Genomic DNA, 21930 nt, shown 5'->3' on the forward strand with positions numbered 1-21930 from the left:
CCGTACGGGGCGCGCTGGGCGGCCGAGGTGCGGCGGCTCGCCGCGCTGCTGGGTGAGGAGAGGGCGCGTCCGTCCGGGCTGACGGACGAGGCGGGCGTGGGCACCGTCGTCGCCCTCGCGCAGCCCGAACGGGTCGCGCGGTGGCAGCATCCGGGCTCCTTCCTGATGGCCGGCGGCACCCGGGCCGAGCCGGGCCCGCACAGCGTGCTGCGGGACGCGCCCTGGCTGGCCGTCGCCGTGGCGGACCGGCCGGCGGGTGCCGCCTCGGCGCGCGTCCGGCTGGCCGCGGTGATCGACGAGGCGACGGCGCGCACCGCGGCGGGCGCGCTTCACGACGTCCGCGAGGAGGTGCGCTGGGACCCGGAACAGGGGCCGCAGGGCGAGGGCGGGGACGTGGTGGCGCGCAGGGTGGAGTCGCTGGGTGCCGTACGGCTCTCCGTGCGTCCGCTGCGGGACGCGCCGCCCGCACGGCTGCGCGAGGCGGCACTGGAGGGGCTGCGGCAGCACGGGCTGGAGCTGCTGCGCTGGCCGGAGAGCGCCCGGTCGCTCCGCCGCCGGCTCGACTTCCTCCACCGTGTGCTGGGCGAGCCGTGGCCGGACGTGTCGGACGGTGCGCTGCTGGAGCGGGCCGACACGTGGCTGGGCGAGGTCCGCTCCCGCGCCGGCCTGGCCCGGGTGGACGCGGGGAGTGTGCTGTCCGGGATGCTGCCGTGGGCCTCGGGTGAGGCGGCCCGGCTGGAGGAGCTGGCGCCCGAGCGGATCGAGGTGCCCTCCGGCTCACGCGTCCAGGTCGACTACGAGCCGGAGCAGCCGGTGCTCGCGGTGAAGCTCCAGGAGATGTTCGGGGCGCGCGAGACGCCGCGGGTGGCGGACGGGCGCGTGCCGCTCGTGGTGCACCTCCTCTCCCCCGCCGGGCGCCCGGCCGCCGTCACCGCCGACCTGGCCTCCTTCTGGGCGGAGGGCTACCGGGGTGTCCGGGCCGAGCTGCGCGGGCGCTACCCCAAGCACCCGTGGCCCGAGGACCCCGCCACGGCAGAGCCCACCCGGCACACCAAGCAGCGCCGACGGCCGTAGCGCCCGGCTCCGGCCGCAGCGCCCGGCCCACCGGTCCTGTGCCGCGCACGGCGGCTAGGCGGGCTGCCGGTGTTTGCCCCGGCCGGTCCCGGGGCCGGGGGTCTGGTGCGTGCCGTCCCCGTCCCCGTCGCCGCCGCCGTCGGCGGGGCCGTTCCCGTCACGGGGCCCGTCGCCGCCCCGGCCGCCGCTTCCCGGACCGGCGCCGTCCTCCCCGGTGGCGGCGGTCTCACCCGTCGGTCCGCGGCCCCGGGCGCGGGCTTCGAGGGTGAGGGAGAGGGCGAACAGGAGGCCGCCCAGCGCGAGGAAGCCCCACGGGAGGTAGGTCGTCAGGGCGAGTACCAGGTGGCGCTGGGAGGTGACCAGGCCGACCGCCTCGTCCTGGAAGTCGGGCCGCATCTTGACGTGCCCGGCGAAGGCGGTGAGCGGTTTCCTGCCGGGCTGGTCCTTCCAGCGCATCTCCTCCTTGTGGAGCTCCTGTCCGTCCACGGGGGCTCCGGTGGTCGGCTCGACCCAGAACATGCGTTTGGTGGAGTACCAGCGCTCCAGCCCCACCTGGTCGACCGTCTCGGGGGTGGCTCCCAGGGGCAGGTGTTGGGGGACCTTCACCTTCGTCCAGGGGATGGTCTGCTCGAAGTAGTAGGTCTCCAGGCCCCGCACGGTGCGGGTGCCCTTGTAGTGGATGGGCGCCGAGGTGCGGGTCTGGAAGTCGAAGTACGCGTAGTCGCGCTTCTCGGTGAGGAACGGCCACTTGTACTCGATGCCCTCGCGGCGCACCGGGTCGCCGTCGACGTGTTCGCCGCCCGCGTGGACGGGTTCCTGGGAGTGGGCGTCGAAGACGTAGCGCTCCGGGATACGCGAGACCATCTTCCCCTTGTCGTCGGCGACATAGCTGAGCGTGTCCCAGACGACGACGTCGCGGCCGGTGCGGTCCCCGACCTTCTCGGCCGCCTCCACGTTGCCCTTGAGGGTCTGCACGATGCTGACCTTGGGCACTTTCCTGGACTTCATGGTGGCGTAGTCGAGGAGGGTGGCGTTCTTCGCCTCCAGCACCATGTGCTGGTACTGGCCGGGCGGGATCTTCGCCAGCCGGGGGAACCCGTACCAGCGGATGAGCGGCGAGAGCGCGGCGAAGAACACCGCGAAGGCCAGCAGGACCAGGCTCGCTCTGCGGCGCATGCTGTCTCCTCCGGCTACGGGTGTTCGGGGACGGTGGTGTGCAGGGGCTCCTTCGATGTCTCGCCGGGCGGGGCGCCCATGGCGGTGATCCCGAAGACGAGCGCGAGAGCGGCCGCCAGTCCGATCGCGGCGGCGATGAGAGCGCGCATGTCCTGGCTTCACCTCTTTCTGCCGGCCGACTCGCGGTGACCGCCGGCGAGGAGAGCTGACGTGCCGTCAGTTCGGCGGTCGCACCGTAGCAACGCCCGCGTGCGATGGGAAGCGCGCGTACAGCCGCCCCCGGTCCGGGGCACCGGGGGCGGCTGCGGGCGACGAGGAGGCTCGGTCCCCAGGGCGGCTCAGCCCTTGATGGTGAGCTGGACCGCGAGCGTCACCCCGCCCTCGGCGGTGAGCGTCAGGGTGTAGGTGCCGGGCTGGTCGTCGGCGAAGAGCGGCGGAAGCTTGGCGATCCCGTTCGCGTCCGTCCTGACGGTCACCGGCTTGCGGAGCGGGTCGCCCTTCGCGTCCTTGAAGAACGGGCCCTTCTCCGTGTCGGCCAGCGCCGCCGTCAGCGTCGTGTTCGCGACGGGCTTGCCCTTGCGGGTGGCCTTGACCTCGACGGGCACGAGGAAGGCGCCGCCCTTGACCGCCTCCAGGGCGACCTCGCTGGTGCGGACCACCTTGTCGGCCTGCGGGGCGGTCACCTTCGCGTGGAAGCCGACGGTGCCCAGGTCCTTGCCGGGGGCCGTGGCGGTGATGGTGAAGGAGCCGGTCCGGGAGCCCGCGCTGAGGGCGGGGGCCGTCGCGACGCCGTTGGCGCCGGTGGTGACGGTCGCGCTCCTGGCACCGCCCGCGAACGCCGCCTCGGTGCTGCCGTGGATCTCGAAGCGGACCTTGACGCCCTTGACGGGCTTGCCCCGGGAGGTCTCGGCCCTGACGGCGGGCCGGGTGGCGAAGCTCTCGCCCGCGACCGCGGAGAAGTCCTTGGCACCGGCGCGCTCGATGGCGTGCGGCGTCGTGGGGGCCGGGGTCGGCTTGTCGTGGCCGCCCCCGCCGGGACGGTCGCCACCCGGGCGGCCGCCACCGGGCCGGCTGCCGGCGTTGTGGTCCGAACCCTTGCCCGGCTTGTGGCGGGAGGCGTCCTTGCCGCCGCGCTCCGGCGAGCCCTTCGCCGGGCCGCCGCCCGACTCGCCCAGGCCGGGCACGGTGGGCAGCAGCGGGCTGTCGTTGTCCGGCACCGTGTGCGTGCCCTTGCGGTAGTACTCGTACCAGGCCAGGACGGTGCGCAGGTAGGCGCTGGAGTTGTTGTAGCTGAGGATCGCCCGGTCCAGGTCGGCCTTGGCCGACAGGTCGCGGCCGTCCGCGCACAGGTACTTCCCCGCGGCCAGCGCCGCGTCGTACACGTTGTTGGGGTCCTTGCGGCCGTCACCGTTGCCGTCGGCGCCCCAGCTGCTCCAGGTGGAGGGGATGAACTGCATCGGGCCGACAGCGCGGTCGTGGGTGGTGTCGCCGTCCCACTTGCCGCCGTCGGTGTCCTTGATGTCGGCGAAGCCGGCGCCGTTGAGCACCGGGCCGAGGATGGGCCGCAGCGTCGTGCCGTCCTTGTCGACGGCGCCGCCGCGCGCCTGGCCGGACTCCACCTTGCCGATGCCCGCCAGCAGTTCCCAGCGCAGACCGCAGCCGGGCGTGCGGGACGCCAGCGACTTGGCGGCCTTCTTGTAGGCCGCCAGCACCGTGGCCGGGAGGCCCGACTCGTCGCCCGAGCCGCCCGGGGCCGAACCGCCGGGCGGGTGGGGGGACTCCAGCGGCGGCAGCTCCGTCTCGTAGCTGTCGTCACCGGGCGTGTGGTCGCCGGCCGTGCCCGAGCGGCCCCCGCCGTCCCCGCCGAGCCCGACGCCGGGCGCCTGGGAGGCGGTCAGCGCCGCCATGACGACGGCGGCGATCGCCGTGCCGCCCAGCCCCCTGCGGTATCTGGTGCTGCTCAGTCCGCGACGACGCCGGCGCCCCGACGCCCGCACGGCCTCCTGCTTCGCAGCGTGCCTACCCCGGTACCGCGCCATAGGTCAGTCCCCGTCCTCTCCCCTTCGGACGCAATCACCGCGACTTTACGGCACAGTAGGGCCGAACGTCAGCGGCAGTCCGCCACTCCCGGGGCCCCTGCCCCGCTTTTCCCGCCGGTTTCCTTCCGCTTCGCCCGCGGTTCCCCCGTTTGTCCCCCAACGTCCCCGTGCGGGGCCGGTGTTGGCGACGCCGCTCGTCCCCGGGCAGCTCCGGGGACGAGCGGGCCGACGGCGGACGGCTGCCTGCGGCCGAGGGCAGGAGAGCCGCCGCGCGGTCAGTGTGCGGCCGACTCCCAGTCGAGGCCGACGCCGACGGACACGTCCAGCGGCGCGCGCAGCGGGACCGCCGAGGCCATCTGCGCCCGCACCAGCTCCTCGACCCGCGCGCGCTCACCCGGGGCGATCTCCAGCACGATCTCGTCGTGCACCTGGAGCAGCATCCGCGAGCGCAGCGCGGCCTCGCGCAGCGCGGCGTCCACCTTGAGCATGGCGACCTTGACGATGTCGGCCGCGGTGCCCTGGATGGGGGCGTTGAGCGCCATCCGCTCGGCCATCTCGCGGCGCTGCCGGTTGTCGCTGGTCAGGTCGGGGAGGTAGCGGCGGCGGCCCATGATCGTGTGGGTGTAGCCGGTGGCACGGGCCTCCTCCACCGTCCGGCGCAGATAGTCACGCACCCCGCCGAAGCGCTCGAAGTAGGTGTCCATCAGCTTGCGGGCCTCGTCCGGGGTGATGCCCAGCTGCTGCGAGAGCCCGAACGCCGACAGGCCGTAGGCGAGTCCGTAGGACATGGCCTTGATCTTGCGGCGCATCTCGGCGTCCACGGCGTTCTTCTCGACGGAGAAGACCTGCGCGGCCACCGTGGTGTGCAGGTCCTCGCCGGAGGTGAACGCCTCGATCAGGCCCTCGTCCTCCGACAGATGGGCCATCACCCGCAGCTCGATCTGGCTGTAGTCGGCCGTCATCAGCGACTCGTAGCCCTCACCGACCCGGAAGCCCCGGCGGATGGCGCGGCCCTCGTCCGTGCGCACCGGGATGTTCTGCAGGTTGGGGTCGGTGGAGGAGAGGCGGCCGGTGGCGGCGACCGTCTGGTTGAAGGTGGTGTGGATACGGCCGTCGGGCGCGATCGTCTTGATCAGGCCCTCGACCGTGGTGCGCAGCTTCTGCTGCTCGCGGTAGCGCAGCATGATCACCGGAAGCTCGTGCTCGGTCTGGGCCGCCAGCCAGGCCAGCGCGTCCGCGTCCGTGGTGTAGCCCGTCTTCGTCTTCTTCGTCTTGGGCAGGCCCAGCTCGCCGAAGAGGACCTCCTGCAGCTGCTTGGGGGAGCCCAGGTTGAACTCGTGGCCGACCGAGGCGTGGGCCTCGCTCACCGCCTGCTGCACCGCGTCGGCGAACTGCTGCTCCAGCCCCTGGAACCACTCGCGGTCCGCGCAGATCCCGGCGCGCTCCATACGGGCCAGCATCCGCGACGTCGGCAGCTCCAGATCGCGCAGCAGGTCGGCGGCGCCCACCTGCTCCAGCCGCTCCTCGAAGGCGGTGCCCAGGTCGAGGACGGTGCGGGCCTTGACCATCAGGGCCTCGGCCTCGGCCTGCTCGTCCACCCCGAGGGCCAGCTGCCCGTCGGACTCGGCCGTGGGGCCCAGCTCGCGGCCCAGGTACTCCACGGAGAGGGCGTCCAGCGCGAAGGAGCGGCGGCCGGGCTTGTCGAGGTAGGCGGCGAGTGCGGTGTCCATCCGCACGCCCGCCACGCTCCAGCCGTGCTCGGCGAAGACCCGCATCAGCGCCTTGGCGTCGTGCATGGCCTTGGGCCGGTCCTCGTCGGCGAGCCAGGCGGCGAACGCCCGCTCGTCGCCCTCGGTCAGCTGGGCCGGGTCGAACCAGACGGCCGGGCCGGTCCCGGTGGCCAGCGCGATCTCGCTGACGCTGCCACTGCCCAGCTTCCAGACGTCCACCGTGGAGACGCCCAGGGTGGTGCCGGCGTGCTCCTCCAGCCAGGGGGCCAGGGTGCCGGACCCGACGACGGTGCCGTCGATCTCGATGCCGCCCGCCGGGGCCGGCTGCTCCTCCTCCACGGCGGTGCCCGGGTCCACCGCGAAGAGCCGGTCGCGGAAGTTCTGGTGGCGGAACTCCAGCGCGTCCAGGATGACGGCGAGCGCCTCCCGGTCGTAGGGGAGGCGGGAGAGGTCCTCGGGGCGGTCGGGCAGCGGGACGTCCCGCACCAGCTCGGTCAGCCGGCGGTTGAGCAGGACGGACTCCAGGTGGGCGCGGAGGTTGTCGCCCGCCTTGCCCTTGACCTCGTCCGCCCGCTCGGCCAGCTCGGCGAGGGAGCCGAACTGGTTGATCCACTTGGTGGCCGTCTTCTCCCCGACGCCCGGGATGCCCGGCAGGTTGTCGGAGGGGTCGCCGCGCAGGGCGGCGAAGTCCGGGTACTGCCGCGGCGAGAGGCCGTACTTCTCCTGGACCTTCTCCGGAGTGAAACGGGTCAGCTCGGAGACGCCCTTGGTGGGGTACAGCACCGTGACGTTGTCGCTGACCAGCTGGAAGGTGTCCCGGTCGCCCGTGACGATCGACACCTTGAAGCCGGCGGCCTCGGCCTGGGTGGCCAGAGTGGCGATCACGTCGTCCGCCTCGTACCCGTCGACGGCGTAGCGGCGCACCTTCATGGCGTCCAGCAGCTCGCCGAGCAGCTCGACCTGGCCCTTGAACTCGTCCGGGCTCTTGGAGCGGTTCGCCTTGTACTCCGCGAACTCCTCGGTGCGCCAGGTCTTGCGGGAGACGTCGAAGGCGACGGCGAAGTGCGTGGGCGCCTCGTCGCGCAGCGTGTTCGCCAGCATCGAGGTGAAGCCGTAGATCGCGTTGGTGGGCTGGCCCGTGGTGGTGTTGAAGTTCTCCGCGGGCAGGGCGAAGAACGCCCGGTATGCCAGGGAATGCCCGTCCATGAGCATCAGGCGAGGCTGCGCCTCGCCGCTGCCCTTGTCCTTCGGGGTTGCCTTCGGTGCCGTCTTCGATGCTGCCTTCTTAGCCACGTGCCGATCCTCGCATGCGGCACCGACAACGGCGGGGTGCGCCGGTGTGTGGCTGGTGTCCCGTCGCCGGGTGCGGCCGTCTCGCCGCCGAGCGCCCGCCCCCGGTCCTCCCCCGCCCTCCGGGCAGGGGGTGCCCCGTGCCCCGCGTCACGCCTGCCCGCCCGACGGCGACGCCCCCTGCCCACAGCCACCGGCGAATGGCACCATCTGGGGTCATGACGCGTAAGGCTCCCTCCAGTGACCCGGTTCAGGACGCGCCCCAGGTGCAGGGGCCCGCGCACGCCGCGGCGGGGCTGCCCGCCGTCGCGCACTCGCTGCGGATGGCGCGGCAGCAGATGGGGGTGAGGCGGACCGCGCTGACGCTGCTGCGCGTCAACCAGAAGGAGGGCTTCGACTGTCCCGGCTGCGCGTGGCCGGAGGGTGAGAAGCGGCACATGGCGGAGTTCTGCGAGAACGGCGCCAAGGCGGTCGCCGAGGAGGCGACCACCCGCCGGGTGACCCGGGACTTCTTCGCCGAGCACCCGGTCGACGACCTCGCCGGGCGGTCGGGGTACTGGCTGGGGCAGCAGGGGCGGCTGACGGAGCCGATGTACCTGCCCGAGGGCGGCCGGCGGTACGAGCCGATCGGCTGGGAGCAGGCGTTCTCCCTGATCGCCGAGGAGCTGACGGCCCTGGCGTCACCCGATGAGGCGGTCTTCTACACCTCCGGGCGCACCAGCAACGAGGCCGCGTTCCTCTACCAGCTGTTCGCGCGCGAGTTCGGCACGAACAATCTGCCGGACTGCTCCAACATGTGCCACGAGTCGTCGGGCTCCGCGCTGACCGAGACGCTCGGCGTGGGCAAGGGCAGCGTGCTGCTGGAGGACCTGTACAAGGCCGATCTGATCATCGTCGCCGGGCAGAACCCCGGCACCAACCATCCCCGGATGCTCTCCGCGCTGGAGAAGGCGAAGGCGGGCGGCGCGAAGATCATCACCGTGAACCCGCTGCCCGAGGCCGGGATGGAGCGGTTCAAGAACCCGCAGACTCCCAAGGGGCTGGCCGCGGGCGGCACCCCGCTCACCGATCTCTTCCTCCAGATCCGGCTCGGCGGCGACCAGGCGCTCTTCCGGGCGCTCAACCGGATGATCCTGGAGCGCGAGGGCGCCGTCGACGAGGCGTTCGTTGGGGAGTACACGCACGGCTTCGAGGAGTTCGCCGAGGCGGCCCGCGCCGCCGACCGGGACGAGATCCGGGCGGCGACCGGACTGGAGCACGCCCAGATCGAACGCGCCCTGGAGATGGTGCTCGCCTCGCGCCGCACCGTGGTGTGCTGGGCGATGGGCCTCACCCAGCACAAGCACTCCGTGCCCACCATCCGCGAGGTGGTCAACTTCCTGCTGCTGCGGGGCAACATCGGCCGCCCGGGCGCCGGGGTGTGCCCGGTGCGCGGGCACAGCAACGTGCAGGGCGACCGCACCATGGGCATCTTCGAGCGGCCCGCACCCGCGTTCCTGGACGCGCTGGAGAAGGAGTTCGGCTTCGCCCCGCCGCGCGAGCACGGCCTGGACGTCGTACGGGCCATCCGTGCGATGCGCGACGGCCAGGTGAAGGTGTTCTTCGCGATGGGCGGCAACTTCGTGGCCGCCTCGCCCGACACCGAGGTGACCGAGGCCGCGATGCGCCGGGCGCGGCTGACCGTGCACGTGTCCACCAAGCTCAACCGGTCGCACTGCGTGACGGGGGCGCGGGCGCTGATCCTGCCCACCCTGGGCCGCACCGAGCGCGACACCCAGCGCGGCGGCGACCAGTTCGTGACCGTCGAGGACTCCATGGGCATGGTGCACGCGTCACGGGGGCGGCTGACGCCCGCGAGCCCGCACCTGCTGTCGGAACCGGCGATCGTGGCGCGGCTCGCGCGGGCCGTGCTCGGTGAGGCGTCGGCCACCCCGTGGGAGGACTTCGAGGCCGACTACTCCCTCATCCGCGACCGGATCGCCCGCGTGGTACCCGGTTTCGAGGACTTCAACGCGAAGGTGGCCCGCCCCGGGGGCTTCGCCCTGCCGCACGCGCCCCGCGACGAGCGGCGCTTCCCCACCGCCACCGGGAAGGCCAACTTCACCGCGGCACCCGTGGAGTACCCGAAGGTGCCCGAAGGGCGGCTGCTGCTGCAGACGCTGCGCTCGCACGACCAGTACAACACCACCGTCTACGGGCTCGACGACCGCTACCGCGGCATCAGGAACGGCCGCCGCGTGGTGCTGGTGCGGCCCGAGGACGCCGAGGCCCTCGGACTGGCGGACGGCTCCTACGCCGACCTGACCAGCGAGTGGAGCGACGGCAGGGAGCGGGTGGCCCGCGGGTTCCGCGTCGTCCACTACCCGACGGCACCCGGGTGCGCCGCCGCCTACTACCCCGAGACCAACGTGCTGGTGCCGCTCGACGCGACCGCCGACACCAGCAACACGCCCGCCAGCAAGTCGATCGTGATCAGGCTCACTCCCTCGGCGGCCGATTGACGGCGCCGCGGGCATAAGCTCGGAACCGGCCGGTTGGACAGCGGGTGAGCGGAGCGGCGGCGCATGGGTGAGCGGAGCACGACCAAGTTCTCCCAGGAGGTCCTGGACCAGTGGGCGGGCTCGGGTGTCGATCTGCCGGCACTGTTCTCCGCCGGGAACCTGGGCGAGCGGATGGGCCTGGAGATCCTGGAGGCCGATCCGCGGCGGGTCGTCGGCACGCTGCCGGTCGAGGGCAACACCCAGCCCTACGGGCTGCTGCACGGCGGCGCCTCCGCGGTGCTCGCGGAGACGCTGGGCTCGGTGGGCGCCATGCTGCACGGCGGGCCCGGCAAGGCCGCCGTGGGGGTCGATCTCAACTGCACCCACCACCGCGGGCCGCGCGCCGGGGTGGTGACCGGTGTCGCCACGCCCGTCCACCTGGGCCGGACGACGACCTCCTACGAGATCGCGATCACCGACGAGCAGGGGCGGCGCGTGTGTTCCGCCCGCCTGACGTGTCTGCTGCGTGACGCATAGGGGTTGCCGCCCACCCGCACCCCGCCGACCCTCGCCGTAGTGGCTCGCCTCCCCCCGCCTGAGGCCGGGGGTGGTCCCGACGGCGGAAAGAGGGGGCGGCATGGACGTTCTCACCGGTGGCGGCGGTGACAGACCCCGGCTGTCCGAGCGGTGGCACGCGCTGCCGCGGCGCGCCCGGCGGCTGGTCGGCGCGCTGCTCGCCGCAGGGCTGATCGCGGGCGCGGCGGCGGGCGTGCTCCACGAGCGGCCGCGGCAGGCGGACACCCCGGTGCGGACAGCGCCGCGCCGGGTGCCCTACCCGGTGCACAGTACGCGGATCGGCTTCGTGCGCACCGCCGCGGTGGACGCGGGGGAGCGGTCCTTCCGGGTGGAGCTGCGGGTCGTCACCCGCGATCCGGTGCTGGTGCGGCGGGTCACCCAGGACTACGAGGCCCTGGAGATGGGGCTGTCCCCGGCGCGGACGGTCGTGGTGCGGCCCGGACGGCCCGCGCGGGTGTGGGTGAAAGCCCGGATCACCTCCTGCCGGAAGCTGCCCGTGAGCGCCCGGCTTCCCTTCCTCGAAGTCACGTTGCGTAACGCACGGGCGACCCAGGACCTCAGCATCATCCCGGGGCGCCGCTACGCGCGGGCGCTCACCCGCGCGTTCCGTACGGTATGCGGACCCGCTTCCGGATCATGACCGGCCGCTGCCCGAATCAACTGGGACTTCGGGCACGGAAACGTGTTCGCCATCTCCCCGTCTCGCAGGGAGAGTTGATACAAGATCAGTTTTCCGACTGCCGGTTCTGTGACGGTGATAACAAGACAGTCACATCCTGGACTTGACCTCTGCCCGTCTTCACAGGCTCGCCATAGAGTCACCGCCAGTCACCGCGCCGCCGGGCGTGCACGACAAAGCACCGATCTGTACCTCGTACGGCCCGGCGCGCGATACGGCCACTCACGCCATGAGGGCCGCGCCTCGGGGAAAGGACTGATCGTGCGTCACCGTTCCTTGCTCATACTCACCACCTCCGTCACGGTGGGAGCTCTCACCCTGTCGGCGTGCGGCTCGCGCGACGACAAGAGCGGCGGCGGCGACAGTGGTGAGAAGACCACCGTCGTCATCGGCGTGGACGCGCCGCTGACCGGTGACCTGTCCGCACTGGGACAGGGCATCAAGAACTCCAGCGACCTGGCCGCCAAAACCGCCAACAAGAACAACGAGGTCGACGGGGTCACCTTCGAGATCGAGGCGCTGGACGACCAGGGCCAGGCCGGTACCGGCCAGCAGAACGCCACCAAGCTGGTCGGCAACCAGGAGGTCATCGGCGTCGTCGGCCCCCTCAACTCGCACGTAGGCCAGTCGATGCAGAAGGTCTTCGGCAACGCGGACCTGGTCCAGGTCTCCCCCGCGAACACCGCCCCCGAGCTGACCCAGGGCCCCAACTGGCAGAAGGGCCAGAAGAAACGACTCTTCGGCACCTACTACCGCACCTGCGCCACCGACGCCGTCCAGGGCCCGTACGCCGCCCAGTACCTGTACAACAAGCGCAAGCTGAAGAAGGCGTACATCATCGACGACAAGAAGACCTACGGCGCGGGCCTGGCCGGCACCTTCGCCGACGAGTTCAAGAAGCTCGGCGGCACGATCGCGGGCACCGACCACATCAACCCCGACGACCGCGACTTCTCCGCCGTCGCCACCAAGGTCGCCAAGTCCAAGGCCGACTTCGTCTACTACGGCGGCGAGTACCCGGCCGGCGCCCCGCTCAGCGCCCAGATCAGCAAGGCCGGCTCCAAAGCGCTGGTCGTCGGCGGCGACGCCCTCTACAGCGAGGAGTACATCAAACTCGGCAAGAAGAACGTCGAGGGCGACCTGGCCACCTCCGTCGGCGCGCCCCTGGAGACCCTCGACACCGCCAAGACGTTCATGAAGAACTACAAGGCGGCCGGCTACAAGCTCCCCTACGAGGCCTACGGCGGCTACGCCTACGACAGCACCTGGGCGGTCATCCAGGCGGTCAAGGCCGTGGTGGAGAAGAACGACGGCAAGCTGCCCGACAACAAGGACGAGGCCCGCAAGCAGGTCAACGAGGCCATGCGGGACGTCAAGTTCAGCGGTGTGACCGGCGAGGTCGCCTTCGACAAGTACGGCGACACCACCAACAAGCAGCTCTCCGTCTACGAGGTCAGGAACGGCAAGCACAAGCCCGTACAGACCGGCACCTTCCAGGAAAGCTGACCGGACCCCGCCCCGCCCCAACTCGCTCGACACCTCAGCCGCGCGGGGGCGCTGCCTCGGCGCCCCCGCGCAGCCGTATCTGACACACCCAAGGAGTCCCGGTGCACGGTCTGCCGGATCAGCTGGCGAACGGACTCGCACTCGGCGCGTTGTACGGTCTCATCGCGATCGGGTACACGATGGTCTACGGCATCGTCCAGCTCATCAACTTCGCCCACGGCGAGATATTCATGATCGGCGGCTTCGGCGCGCTGACCGCCTACCTGTGGCTGCCCGACGGAACGGGCCTCGCCCTCGCCCTCCCCCTGATGATCCTGCTCGGCGTCGTGTGCGCCGTGCTGGTCGCCATCGGAGCCGAACGCTTCGCCTACCGGCCGCTGCGCGGCGGCCCCAGGCTCTCCCCGCTGATCACCGCGATCGGCCTCTCCCTCGCCCTCCAGCAGGCCGTCTGGGCCTTCTACCCCGACGCCAAGAAGGCCCGGCCCTTCCCGCAGATCGGCGGCGCCGACCTCGACCTGGGCCTCGTCACCGTCTCCCGCGAAGACCTGTTCATCTTCGTCTCCGCACCCGTGTGCATGCTCGCCCTCGGCCTGTTCGTGGCCAAGACCCGCACCGGACGCGCCATGCAGGCCACCTCGCAGGACCCCGACACGGCCAAACTGATGGGCGTCAACACCGACCGCATCATCGTGATGGCCTTCGCCATCGGCGCCGCGTTCGCCGCGATCGCCGCCATCGCCCAGGGATTCAAGACCGGCGAGGTCAACTTCCGCATGGGCTTCATCGCCGGACTCAAGGCCTTCACCGCCGCCGTGCTCGGCGGCATCGGCAACATCTACGGCGCCATGGTCGGCGGCCTCGTCCTCGGCGTCGCCGAAGCCCTGGCCACCGCCTACATCGGCGACATCCCCGGACTCGAACAGTTCGGCGGCGGCTCGTGGAAGGACGTGTGGGCCTTCATCCTGCTCATCCTCGTCCTCCTCATCAGACCACAGGGCATCCTCGGCGAACGCCTCGCGGATCGGGCGTGATACCCATGACGACACAAGGCTCCCACGTGACCACCACCGGGAAAGCGGCCACCACCAAACCGCACACCCCCACCGCGGGCCCCGCACCCCTCCCCCTCGGCGCCGACCCGCACACCGCACGCCGCCTCGGCCGCGGCCTGACCGGCGCCGGAGCCGTCCTCGCCTTCGCCGGCACCATGCTGCCGTGGACCTGGACCGCCGAGTTCCCCGGCGACCTCACCCTCGCCCTCTACCCCGCCGGACTCCAGCTCCTCACCCTCGCCGCCTCCGTACTGACCGCCGCACTGCTGCTCGCCTCCGCGGGCGTACGCGGACTTCGCTGGCTCACCCCCGGCGGCAAACACAGCGCCCTCCTGCTGATGACGCTCGCCAACCTCGGCGTCACCTGGTACACGGCCGGCGCCATCGCCGTCGAACTCGGCGGCATCGTCAACTTCGAACCGGGCATGTGGATCGGCCTCGCCGGCACCCTCGTCGCCCTCGTCGGCGCCCTCGCCCTCCCCGCCGACCTCCCCCCGGAACCCGACGGCACCCGTGCGGACGGCGCCTGGCACCGGCTCCGGCACGCCCTCAAGGCCCCTCCACCCGGCCGGAGCGCCCCGCTCCCCGGCTGGGCGGAGATCCTGCTCATCTGCGCCGCCTGCGCCCTCGGCCTCTACGTCTTCGCCTACGGCATCGAAGCCGAGGACGGCCCGCCCTTCATCGGCTTCCTCGTCCTGGCCGCCTTCGCCTTCCCGGCACTCGGCAAGGCGGGACTGCCCCGGCGGCTCTCCGTCCTGGCCGCCCGCCACCGCACCGCCACCCTCGGCGCCGCCTTCGTCGCCGCCCTGCTCTTCCCCCTCACCCAGAGCAACGAGGCCTACACCAACATCGCCGTCAGCGTGCTGATCTTCGCGACCGTCGCGCTCGGCCTCAACATGGTCGTCGGCCTCGCCGGCATCCTCGACCTCGGCTACGTCGCCTTCCTCGGCGTCGGCGCCTACACCGCCGCCCTCGTCTCCGGAGCCGAGACCTCCTCCCTCGGCCTCCACGTACCGTTCTGGGCAGCCGTCCTCATCGGCGCCGCCGTCGCCCTCGTCTTCGGCCTCGTCATCGGCTTCCCCTCACTGCGGCTGCACGGCGACTACCTCGCCATCGTCACCCTCGGCTTCGGAGAGATCTTCCGCATCTCCGTGCAGAACCTCGACGGCGACTCAGGACCCAACGTCACCAACGGCCCCAACGGCATCCCCAACATCCCCGACCTGGAGATCCTCGGCTTCAACTTCGGCGAGGAACACGCCTTCCTCGGCTTCGAACTCGGCCGCTTCGCCAACTACTACCTGCTGATGCTGCTGTTCACCGCCATCGTCGTGACCGTCTTCCGGCGCTCCGACAACTCCCGCATCGGCCGCGCCTGGATCGCCATCCGCGAGGACGAGACCGCCGCCCGCGCCATGGGCGTCAACGCCTTCCGCCTCAAACTGATGGCCTTCGCCCTCGGCGCCACCCTCGCCGGCATGGCCGGCACCGTCCTCGCCCACGTCGAGTTCTCCGTCACCCCCGAGTCGTACAAATTCGTCCACACCGCGCCACCCAACTCCGCCTTCCTCCTCATCGCCGTCATCCTCGGCGGCATGGGCACCGTCAGCGGACCCCTCATCGGCGCGGCCCTCCTCTACCTCATCCCGGCCAAGCTCCAGTTCATGGCCGACTACCAGCTCCTCCTCTTCGGCATCGCGCTCATCCTCCTGATGCGCTTCCGGCCCGAAGGGCTCATCGCCGACCGCCGCAAGCAGCTCGAGTTCCACGAGACGGGACAGCTCGACGTGCCCCTGGACCCCGCGGCCGGCACGCCCGGCCTCCCCCGCCTCGGCAAGACGGAGGCCTGAGACAGATGACGACCACCACCACGACCGGCCGCGCCCCCGCACCCCGGGACACCGGCGGCGCCGTCCTCGAAGCCTCCGGCGTCACCATGCGCTTCGGCGGCCTCACCGCCGTTCGCGACGTCGACCTCACAGTGCGCGCCGGAGAGATCGTCGGCCTCATCGGACCCAACGGCGCCGGCAAGACCACCTTCTTCAACTGCCTCACCGGCCTCTACATCCCCACCGAAGGCACCGTCCGCTACCGGGGCACCGTCCTGCCCCACCGCTCCCACCTGGTCACCCAGGCAGGCATCGCCCGGACCTTCCAGAACATCCGCCTCTTCGCCAACATGACCGTCCTGGAGAACGTCCTCGTCGGCCGCCACACCCGCACAAGCGAGGGCCTCTTCTCCGCACTCCTGCGCGGCCCCCGCTTCCGCAAGGCCGAACGCGACTCCGAGGACCGCGCCATGGAACTGCTCGACTTCACCGGCCTTACGGACAAACGCGACCACCTCGCGCGCAACCTCCCCTACGGAGAACAGCGCAAACTGGAGATCGCCCGCGCCCTGGCCAGCGAACCCGGACTGCTGCTCCTGGACGAACCCACCGCCGGCATGACCGCCGTCGAGACCACCGCCACCCGCGAACTCGTCCTCGCCATCCGCGAACAGGGCACCGCCGTCCTCGTCATCGAGCACGACATGCGCTTCATCTTCAACCTCTGCGACCGGGTGGCCGTCCTCGTCCAGGGCCAGAAACTCATCGAAGGCAGCCCCGAGACCGTCCAGATGGACGACCGCGTCATCGCCGCCTACCTCGGCACCCCCTTCGAGGGCGAACCCGGCGAAGCGGAGGCCGCCGAGGTCCGCGCCGCCGAGGCGCACAGCACCGGCACCGACGCCGACCAGCCCGAGGAGGGGAACTGATGGCCCTGCTCGAAGTCGAGGACCTGAGAGTCGCCTACGGCAAGATCGAAGCGGTCAAAGGCATCTCCTTCACCGTCGAAGCCGGCGAGGTCGTCACCCTCATCGGCACCAACGGCGCCGGCAAGACCACCACCCTGCGCACCCTCTCCGGCCTGCTCAGACCCCTCGCAGGGAAGATCACCTTCGAGGGGCAGGTACTCAACGGCGTGGGCGCCCACAAGATCGTCTCCATGGGCCTGGCCCACTCCCCCGAAGGACGCCGGATCTTCCCCCGGCTCACCATCGAGGAGAACCTCCAGCTCGGCGCCTTCCTCCGCAAGGACACCGACGGCATCGCCAAGGACATCCAGAGCGCCTACGAACGCTTCCCCATCCTCGGAGAACGCCGCCGCCAGGCCGCCGGCACCCTCTCCGGCGGCGAACAGCAGATGCTCGCCATGGGCCGCGCCCTGATGTCCCGCCCCAAACTGCTCATGCTGGACGAGCCCTCCATGGGCCTCTCCCCCATCATGATGCAGAAGATCATGGCCACCATCAGCGAGCTGAAAGCCGCCGGGACCACCATCCTGCTCGTCGAGCAGAACGCCCAGGCCGCACTCTCCCTCGCCGACCACGGCCACGTCATGGAGATCGGCAGCATCACCCTGTCGGGAACCGGCGACGAACTCCTGCACGACGAGTCCGTACGCAAGGCGTACCTGGGCGAGGACTGACCGTACGGGGCGCTCCGTGGCGGGGCGCTCCGTGGCGGGGGTGCCCGGACCGCGCGTACGGGGTGGTCCCAGCGGCGCCCGGACCGTGTGCGGGGCGCGCCCAGCGGCGGAGGCGCCCCGCACCGGCGGGTACGGGGCGCCTCCGGCGAGGGGCGCCCCGTACCCGCCGGTGCGGTACGGCTCACACGCGGGGCACGACGGCCCACGTAGAGGCCCGCTCTACGGCTTCGGCTGCTGCCTGCCCTGCTCCTGCTGCTTCCGGCGCTCCTCGCCGTCGGCGATCACCGCCTCGGCCACCTGCCGCATCGACAGCCGGCGGTCCATCGACGTCTTCTGGATCCACCGGAACGCGGCCGGCTCGCTGAGCCCGTACTGCGTCTGCAGCACACTCTTGGCCCGGTCCACCAGCTTCCGCGTCTCCAGCCGCTGGGCGAGGTCCGCGACCTCCTTCTCCAGCTCCTTCATCTCCGTGAACCGGGAGACCGCCATCTCGATGGCCGGCACCACATCGCTCTTGCTGAACGGCTTCACCAGATACGCCATGGCACCGGCGTCCCGCGCCCGCTCCACCAGCTCGCGCTGCGAGAACGCGGTGAGCATCAGCACCGGCGCGATGCTCTCCTCCGCGATCTTCTCCGCCGCGGAGATGCCGTCCAGCACCGGCATCTTCACATCGAGAATGCACAGGTCAGGGCGGTGCTCACGGGCCAGCTCCACCGCCTGCCGGCCGTCACCGGCCTCCCCGACGACGCTGTAGCCCTCCTCCTCCAGCATCTCCTTGAGATCCATCCGGATCAGCGCCTCGTCCTCCGCGATCACGACCCGCCGCGTCGCCGGAGGTACATGCGCACTACCACTCGTCTCGGCCGGCTGCTGCTCGGCACTGGTGACACTCTCAGACTCGGGGACGTCCGCGGCGCTCACTGGGCTCCTCGTTTCCGCACAGGTGGGACTTCGAGCCTACCCAGGTCCTGTAAAGTAAGGGCACAGCGGGTAGGCGCAAGCCTTGGATTCCCTGGCCCCGGTAGCCCAATTGGCAGCAGGCAATGGATTCAAAACCCATACAGTGTCGGTTCGAATCCGACCCGGGGCACTTCACCTTCGATTCGAAGGTAGCAAGCGGTAGGGCTCAGCTTCACCCATTCGAGGTACGCCCTCTTAGTTCTCCCCCAGGAGTCCCCCCACCCGGTGAATGCTGCGACGCGTGTACGACGTTGCCACCAGGAGGCATGCGCTCTCGCTGATCGCGCAGGGGCGCAGCCTCAACTCCGTGAGCAAGCAGACCGGGATCTCCCGCTGGTGCCTCCGGGAGTGGCAGAAGAGGCTTCACCCGCTGCCCCGGAGCGCCACCGCCTGTGGGCGCTGCTCCGAGCCACCTCGTCCTCCAGCCGACCGCGCCGCGTATGCCTACCTTCTCGGTCTCTACCTGGGTGACGGTTGTGTCAGCCGGCTCCCCCGCACCTACACCCTCCGCATCGCCTGTGCCGACGCCTGGCCGGGACTGATCGACGCCTGCGAGCGGGCCATGCGCGCGGTGCGCCCGGAGAACAAGGTCTTCCGCGTCCAGCGCCCCGGCTGCGTCAACGTGACCGCCTGCTCGATCCACTGGCCCTGCCTCTTCCCCCAGCACGGCCCCGGGAAGAAACACGAGCGTCCCATCGTGCTGGAGTTGTGGCAGCAGGAGATCGTCGATGAGCACCCATGGGAGCTGATCCGCGGGCTGGTGCACTCCGACGGCTGCCGGATCACCAACTGGACCACACGCACGGTCGGCGGCCGGCGGAAGCGGTACGAGTACCCTCGGTACTTCTTCGCCAACAAGTCCTCCGACATCCTGCGCCTCTACTGCACCACCCTCGACAGGCTCGGTGTCCAATGGCGTGCCACCCAACACCGGAACGGCGGTCGCAACATCTCCGTCGCCCGCCGCCCCTCCGTAGCACTCATGGACGCGCACATCGGCCCCAAGCACTGACGCACCGGTGCCGACCGCACCCGGGTGGGGCACTATGGCGCGCATGGTCGTGTTGACGCGTGCGGAAGCGGAGAGCCGGGCCCGGGTCGTCAGGGTGGAGCGGTACGAGGTGGACCTCGATCTGACGCGGGGCGAGAAGGTGTTCGCCTCCCGGACAGTGGTGCGGTTCATCGTGACGGAGGAGGGGGCGGGGACCTTCGTGGAGGTGCGGCCCACGGAGCTGGTGCGGGTGGAGCTGGACGGCGCCGCGCTGGATCCGGGGGAGCTGCGCGAGGGCCGGCTGCCGCTGCGCGCCCTGCCGGCGGGTGAGCACGTGCTGCGGGTCGAGGCGCTGATGCCGTACTCGCGGCTGGGTGAGGGCATGCACCGGTTCACGGACCCGGAGGACGGGGAGACGTATGTCTACACGATGTGCTGCATGGCGGACGCGCCGCTGGTGTTCGCCTGTTTCGACCAGCCGGATCTGAAGGCCGAGTTCCATGTCTCGGTGACGGCTCCGACGGAGTGGACGGTGCTGGGGAACGGGGTGGCGACCCGGACGGGTCCGGGGCGGTGGGAGTGTGCGCCGACGCCGCCGATCAGCACGTATCTGATGGCGGTGGCGGCGGGGCCGTTCCACTCGGTGCGCACCGAGCACGCGGGGCTGCCGTTCGGGCTGCATGTGCGCAGGTCGCTGGGGCCGTATCTGGAGGCGGACGCGGCGGAGCTGCTGGAGATCACGCGGCGCTGTTTCGACCGGTACCACGAGATCTTCGACGAGCCGTATCCGTTCGACTCCTACGACCAGGCGTTCGTGCCGGAGTTCAACTCGGGGGCGATGGAGAATCCGGGGCTGGTGACGTTCCGGGACGAGTTCATCCACCGTTCGGCGGTGACGGACACGGAGCGGCAGACGCGCGGCATGGTGATCGCGCACGAGATGGCGCACATGTGGTTCGGCGATCTGGTGACGCTGCGCTGGTGGGACGACATCTGGCTGAACGAGTCGTTCGCGGAGTACATGGGCTACCAGGTGCTGAGCGAGTCGACGCGGTTCACGGACACCTGGACGGATTTCGCGGTCGAGCGGAAGTGCTGGGGCTACGACGCGGACGAGCGGCCTTCGACGCATCCGGTGGCGCCGGACGCGGAGGGGGTGCCGGACACGGAGGCGGCGCGGGGCAACTTCGACGGGATCAGTTATGCGAAGGGGGCCTCCGCGCTGCGGCAGCTGGTGGTGTGGCTGGGGGAGAAGAGTTTCCTGGCGGGGATCAACGACCATTTCGCGCGGCACCGGTTCGGGAACGCGACGCTGGCGGACTTCCTCGATTCGCTGGCCCGTGCCTCGGACCGCGATGTGCGGGCGTGGGCGGATTCCTGGCTGCGGACGACGGGTGTGGACACGCTGGTGCCGCGGGTGGGTGAGTCGGAGCAGAAGCGGTGGTACGTGGATGTGGAGCACCGCGGGGAGCGTCCGCACCGGCTGGCTGTGGGGCTGTACGACAGGGCTCCGGCGGACGAGTCGCGGCTGGTGCTGCGGGAGCGGCTGGAGCGGGATGTGCCGCCGGGTGGTGGGCGGCTGACGGTGACGCTGGAGGGGCCGCGTCCGGATCTGGTGCTGGTCAACGACCTGGACTGGACGTATGCGAAGGTGCGGCTGGACCCGGTCTCGTGGGGCACGGTGCGTGCGGCGTTGTCGGGGTTGCCGGGGCAGTTGTCGCGTGCGGTGGTGTGGAACGCGGCGCGGGACATGGTGCGGGACGCGGAGCTGGGGCCGCTGGAGTATGTGCGGACGGTGCGGGCGCATCTGCCGCGGGAGTCGGACGACGCGGTGGTGCAGGGGGTGCTGGCGTTCGCGCGGGGGCATGCGGCGGACCGTTTCCTTGGGGGTGCGGAGCGTACGGAGGCGCTGGGGCTGCTGTCCGAGGTGTGCCGTGAGCTGTTGGCGGGAACGGCGGGTGCGGAGGGCACGGAGGGGGGCGTCGGTGCGGCGGGGAGCGCCCGTGCGGCGGGGGTCGCGGCCGGGGCGGGCGGGGGTCCGGGCGCGGTCCCGGCGTCGGGCTCGGTGCGTGGGGTGCGGCTGACGGCGGCGCGGTACTTCATCGACTGTGCGACGTCGCCTCAGGAGTTGCTGGCCTGGCGTGCGGCGGGTGAGGTGCCGGGGGGTGGTCCGGTGCTGGACGCGGAGCTGCGGTGGCGGTTGCTGCTGCGGCTGTCGGTGCTGGGCGCGGTGGACGCGGCGGAGATCGACCGGGCGCGGGTGGCCGACGCGAGTGCGCGGGGCGAGGAGTGGGCGGCGCGGTGCCGGGCGGCGCTGCCTGACGCCGCGGGGAAACAGGCGGCGTGGGAGGCGATGTTCGGGCCGGCCGACGCGCTGTCGAACTATCTGTTCACGGCGACGGCGCAGGGTTTCTGGCAGCCGGAGCAGGTGGAGTTGTTGCGGGGGTATGCGGGGCGGTACTTCGCCGAGGTGGTGCCGTTGGCGGCGCGGCGCGGGCCGGCGCTGGCGGAGGTGGCGGGGCGGTACGCGTTCCCGGTGCCGGTGGTGGAGGAGGAGACGCTGGCGCGGGGTGAGGAGTGTCTGGCGTCGGGGGGTTTGGTGCCGGCGCTGCGTCGTCGTCTGGAGGACCAGATCGACGATCTGCGGCGGGCGTTGGCGGTGCGCGCGGCGGCGGGGTAAGGCCTGAAGGCAGGGCCTGGTCCGGCGGTGGTGGCGGGCTGGTCCGGCGGTGGGGCGGGGGCCGGCCGGTGGAGGGTTCGCGGAGCTTTTTATCAGATTCGGTGGGGGTCTCCGGGTGCGGCTACCACCTTCGGGCGAAGTAGCCGGGAGATCGCCGGGTGGGGTGCCGCACGGGACGTAGGTTAGGTCCGCCTAACCAGCGGTGGCCGCCGTGTTGTCCGGC

At 71.4% G+C, this 21930-nt stretch carries 15 protein-coding genes, 1 tRNA gene and 1 pseudogene; 12 read left to right on the forward strand and 5 right to left on the reverse strand.

Going from position 1 to position 21930, the window contains the following annotated elements:
* Window positions 1–1074, forward strand: a pseudogene (locus FM076_RS33465) (ATP-dependent helicase C-terminal domain-containing protein); the annotation flags it as partial.
* Between the two features lie 54 nt (window positions 1075–1128).
* On the opposite strand, the gene FM076_RS07360 reads toward FM076_RS33465, so the two are convergent.
* The 4 genes from FM076_RS07360 to polA all read right to left on the reverse strand — a co-directional run bounded on the left by FM076_RS07360 (window position 1129) and on the right by polA (window position 7312).
* The gene (locus FM076_RS07360; protein WP_173869136.1) at window positions 1129–2250 is read right to left on the reverse strand and encodes a DUF3068 domain-containing protein; all 1122 of its coding nucleotides are present in this window, start codon (window positions 2248–2250) and stop codon (window positions 1129–1131) included.
* A gap of 14 nt (window positions 2251–2264) precedes the next feature.
* On the reverse strand, window positions 2265–2399 hold the full coding sequence (locus FM076_RS07365) for an SPW_0924 family protein (protein ID WP_173869137.1): 135 nt from the start codon (window positions 2397–2399) through the stop codon (window positions 2265–2267).
* A gap of 189 nt (window positions 2400–2588) precedes the next feature.
* On the reverse strand, window positions 2589–4247 hold the full coding sequence (locus FM076_RS07370) for a lytic murein transglycosylase (RefSeq protein WP_345944913.1): 1659 nt from the start codon (window positions 4245–4247) through the stop codon (window positions 2589–2591).
* Window positions 4248–4564: 317 nt separating this feature from the next.
* Window positions 4565–7312: a DNA polymerase I gene (gene polA, locus FM076_RS07375; RefSeq protein WP_428814720.1), complete on the reverse strand. Its 2748-nt coding sequence runs from the start codon at window positions 7310–7312 to the stop codon at window positions 4565–4567.
* A gap of 215 nt (window positions 7313–7527) precedes the next feature.
* Here polA and FM076_RS07380 point away from each other — a divergent pair, with 215 nt between their 5' ends.
* From FM076_RS07380 to FM076_RS07415, 8 genes are all read left to right on the forward strand, one after another.
* Window positions 7528–9810 (forward strand): FdhF/YdeP family oxidoreductase, encoded by a 2283-nt coding sequence (locus FM076_RS07380; RefSeq protein ID WP_173869141.1) that lies wholly within the window; start codon window positions 7528–7530, stop codon window positions 9808–9810.
* Window positions 9811–9873: 63 nt separating this feature from the next.
* Complete coding sequence (locus FM076_RS07385; RefSeq protein ID WP_173869142.1) at window positions 9874–10326, forward strand: PaaI family thioesterase; 453 nt, start codon at window positions 9874–9876, stop codon at window positions 10324–10326.
* 100 nt (window positions 10327–10426) lie between these two features.
* Entirely contained in the window at window positions 10427–11005 is a 579-nt protein-coding gene (locus FM076_RS07390; protein WP_173869143.1) for a hypothetical protein, read from the forward strand.
* Between the two features lie 300 nt (window positions 11006–11305).
* Window positions 11306–12550 carry an ABC transporter substrate-binding protein gene (locus tag FM076_RS07395; RefSeq protein ID WP_173869144.1) on the forward strand — a complete coding sequence of 415 codons (1245 nt, stop codon included), beginning with the start codon at window positions 11306–11308 and terminating at the stop codon, window positions 12548–12550.
* A gap of 101 nt (window positions 12551–12651) precedes the next feature.
* On the forward strand, window positions 12652–13581 hold the full coding sequence (locus tag FM076_RS07400; RefSeq protein ID WP_173869145.1) for a branched-chain amino acid ABC transporter permease: 930 nt from the start codon (window positions 12652–12654) through the stop codon (window positions 13579–13581).
* A gap of 5 nt (window positions 13582–13586) precedes the next feature.
* Complete coding sequence (locus FM076_RS07405) at window positions 13587–15452, forward strand: branched-chain amino acid ABC transporter permease (protein WP_173869146.1); 1866 nt, start codon at window positions 13587–13589, stop codon at window positions 15450–15452.
* A gap of 5 nt (window positions 15453–15457) precedes the next feature.
* Window positions 15458–16360 carry an ABC transporter ATP-binding protein gene (locus FM076_RS07410; RefSeq protein ID WP_173869147.1) on the forward strand — a complete coding sequence of 301 codons (903 nt, stop codon included), beginning with the start codon at window positions 15458–15460 and terminating at the stop codon, window positions 16358–16360.
* Window positions 16357–17073: an ABC transporter ATP-binding protein gene (locus tag FM076_RS07415; RefSeq protein WP_173874565.1), complete on the forward strand. Its 717-nt coding sequence runs from the start codon at window positions 16357–16359 to the stop codon at window positions 17071–17073. The genes FM076_RS07410 and FM076_RS07415 overlap by 4 nt, the downstream gene beginning before the upstream one ends.
* Window positions 17074–17292: 219 nt before the next feature.
* Here the strand turns inward: FM076_RS07415 and FM076_RS07420 are convergent, their stop codons facing one another.
* Window positions 17293–17997, reverse strand: coding sequence for a response regulator (locus FM076_RS07420; protein WP_173869148.1), 705 nt, complete (start codon window positions 17995–17997; stop codon window positions 17293–17295).
* Window positions 17998–18091: 94 nt separating this feature from the next.
* On the opposite strand from FM076_RS07420, the gene FM076_RS07425 reads away from it, so the two are divergent.
* The 3 genes from FM076_RS07425 (at window position 18092) to pepN (ending at window position 21707) form a co-directional block, all read left to right on the forward strand.
* Window positions 18092–18166 (forward strand) — tRNA-Leu (locus tag FM076_RS07425).
* Between the two features lie 111 nt (window positions 18167–18277).
* Entirely contained in the window at window positions 18278–19048 is a 771-nt protein-coding gene (locus FM076_RS07430) for a transcriptional regulator (RefSeq protein WP_173869149.1), read from the forward strand.
* Between the two features lie 43 nt (window positions 19049–19091).
* Window positions 19092–21707: an aminopeptidase N gene (pepN, locus tag FM076_RS07435; protein WP_173869150.1), complete on the forward strand. Its 2616-nt coding sequence runs from the start codon at window positions 19092–19094 to the stop codon at window positions 21705–21707.
* Window positions 21708–21930 lie beyond the last annotated feature (223 nt).

The sequence above is a fragment of the Streptomyces albus subsp. chlorinus genome (genome assembly GCF_013302895.1).
Classification (GTDB): domain Bacteria; phylum Actinomycetota; class Actinomycetes; order Streptomycetales; family Streptomycetaceae; genus Streptomyces; species Streptomyces chlorinus.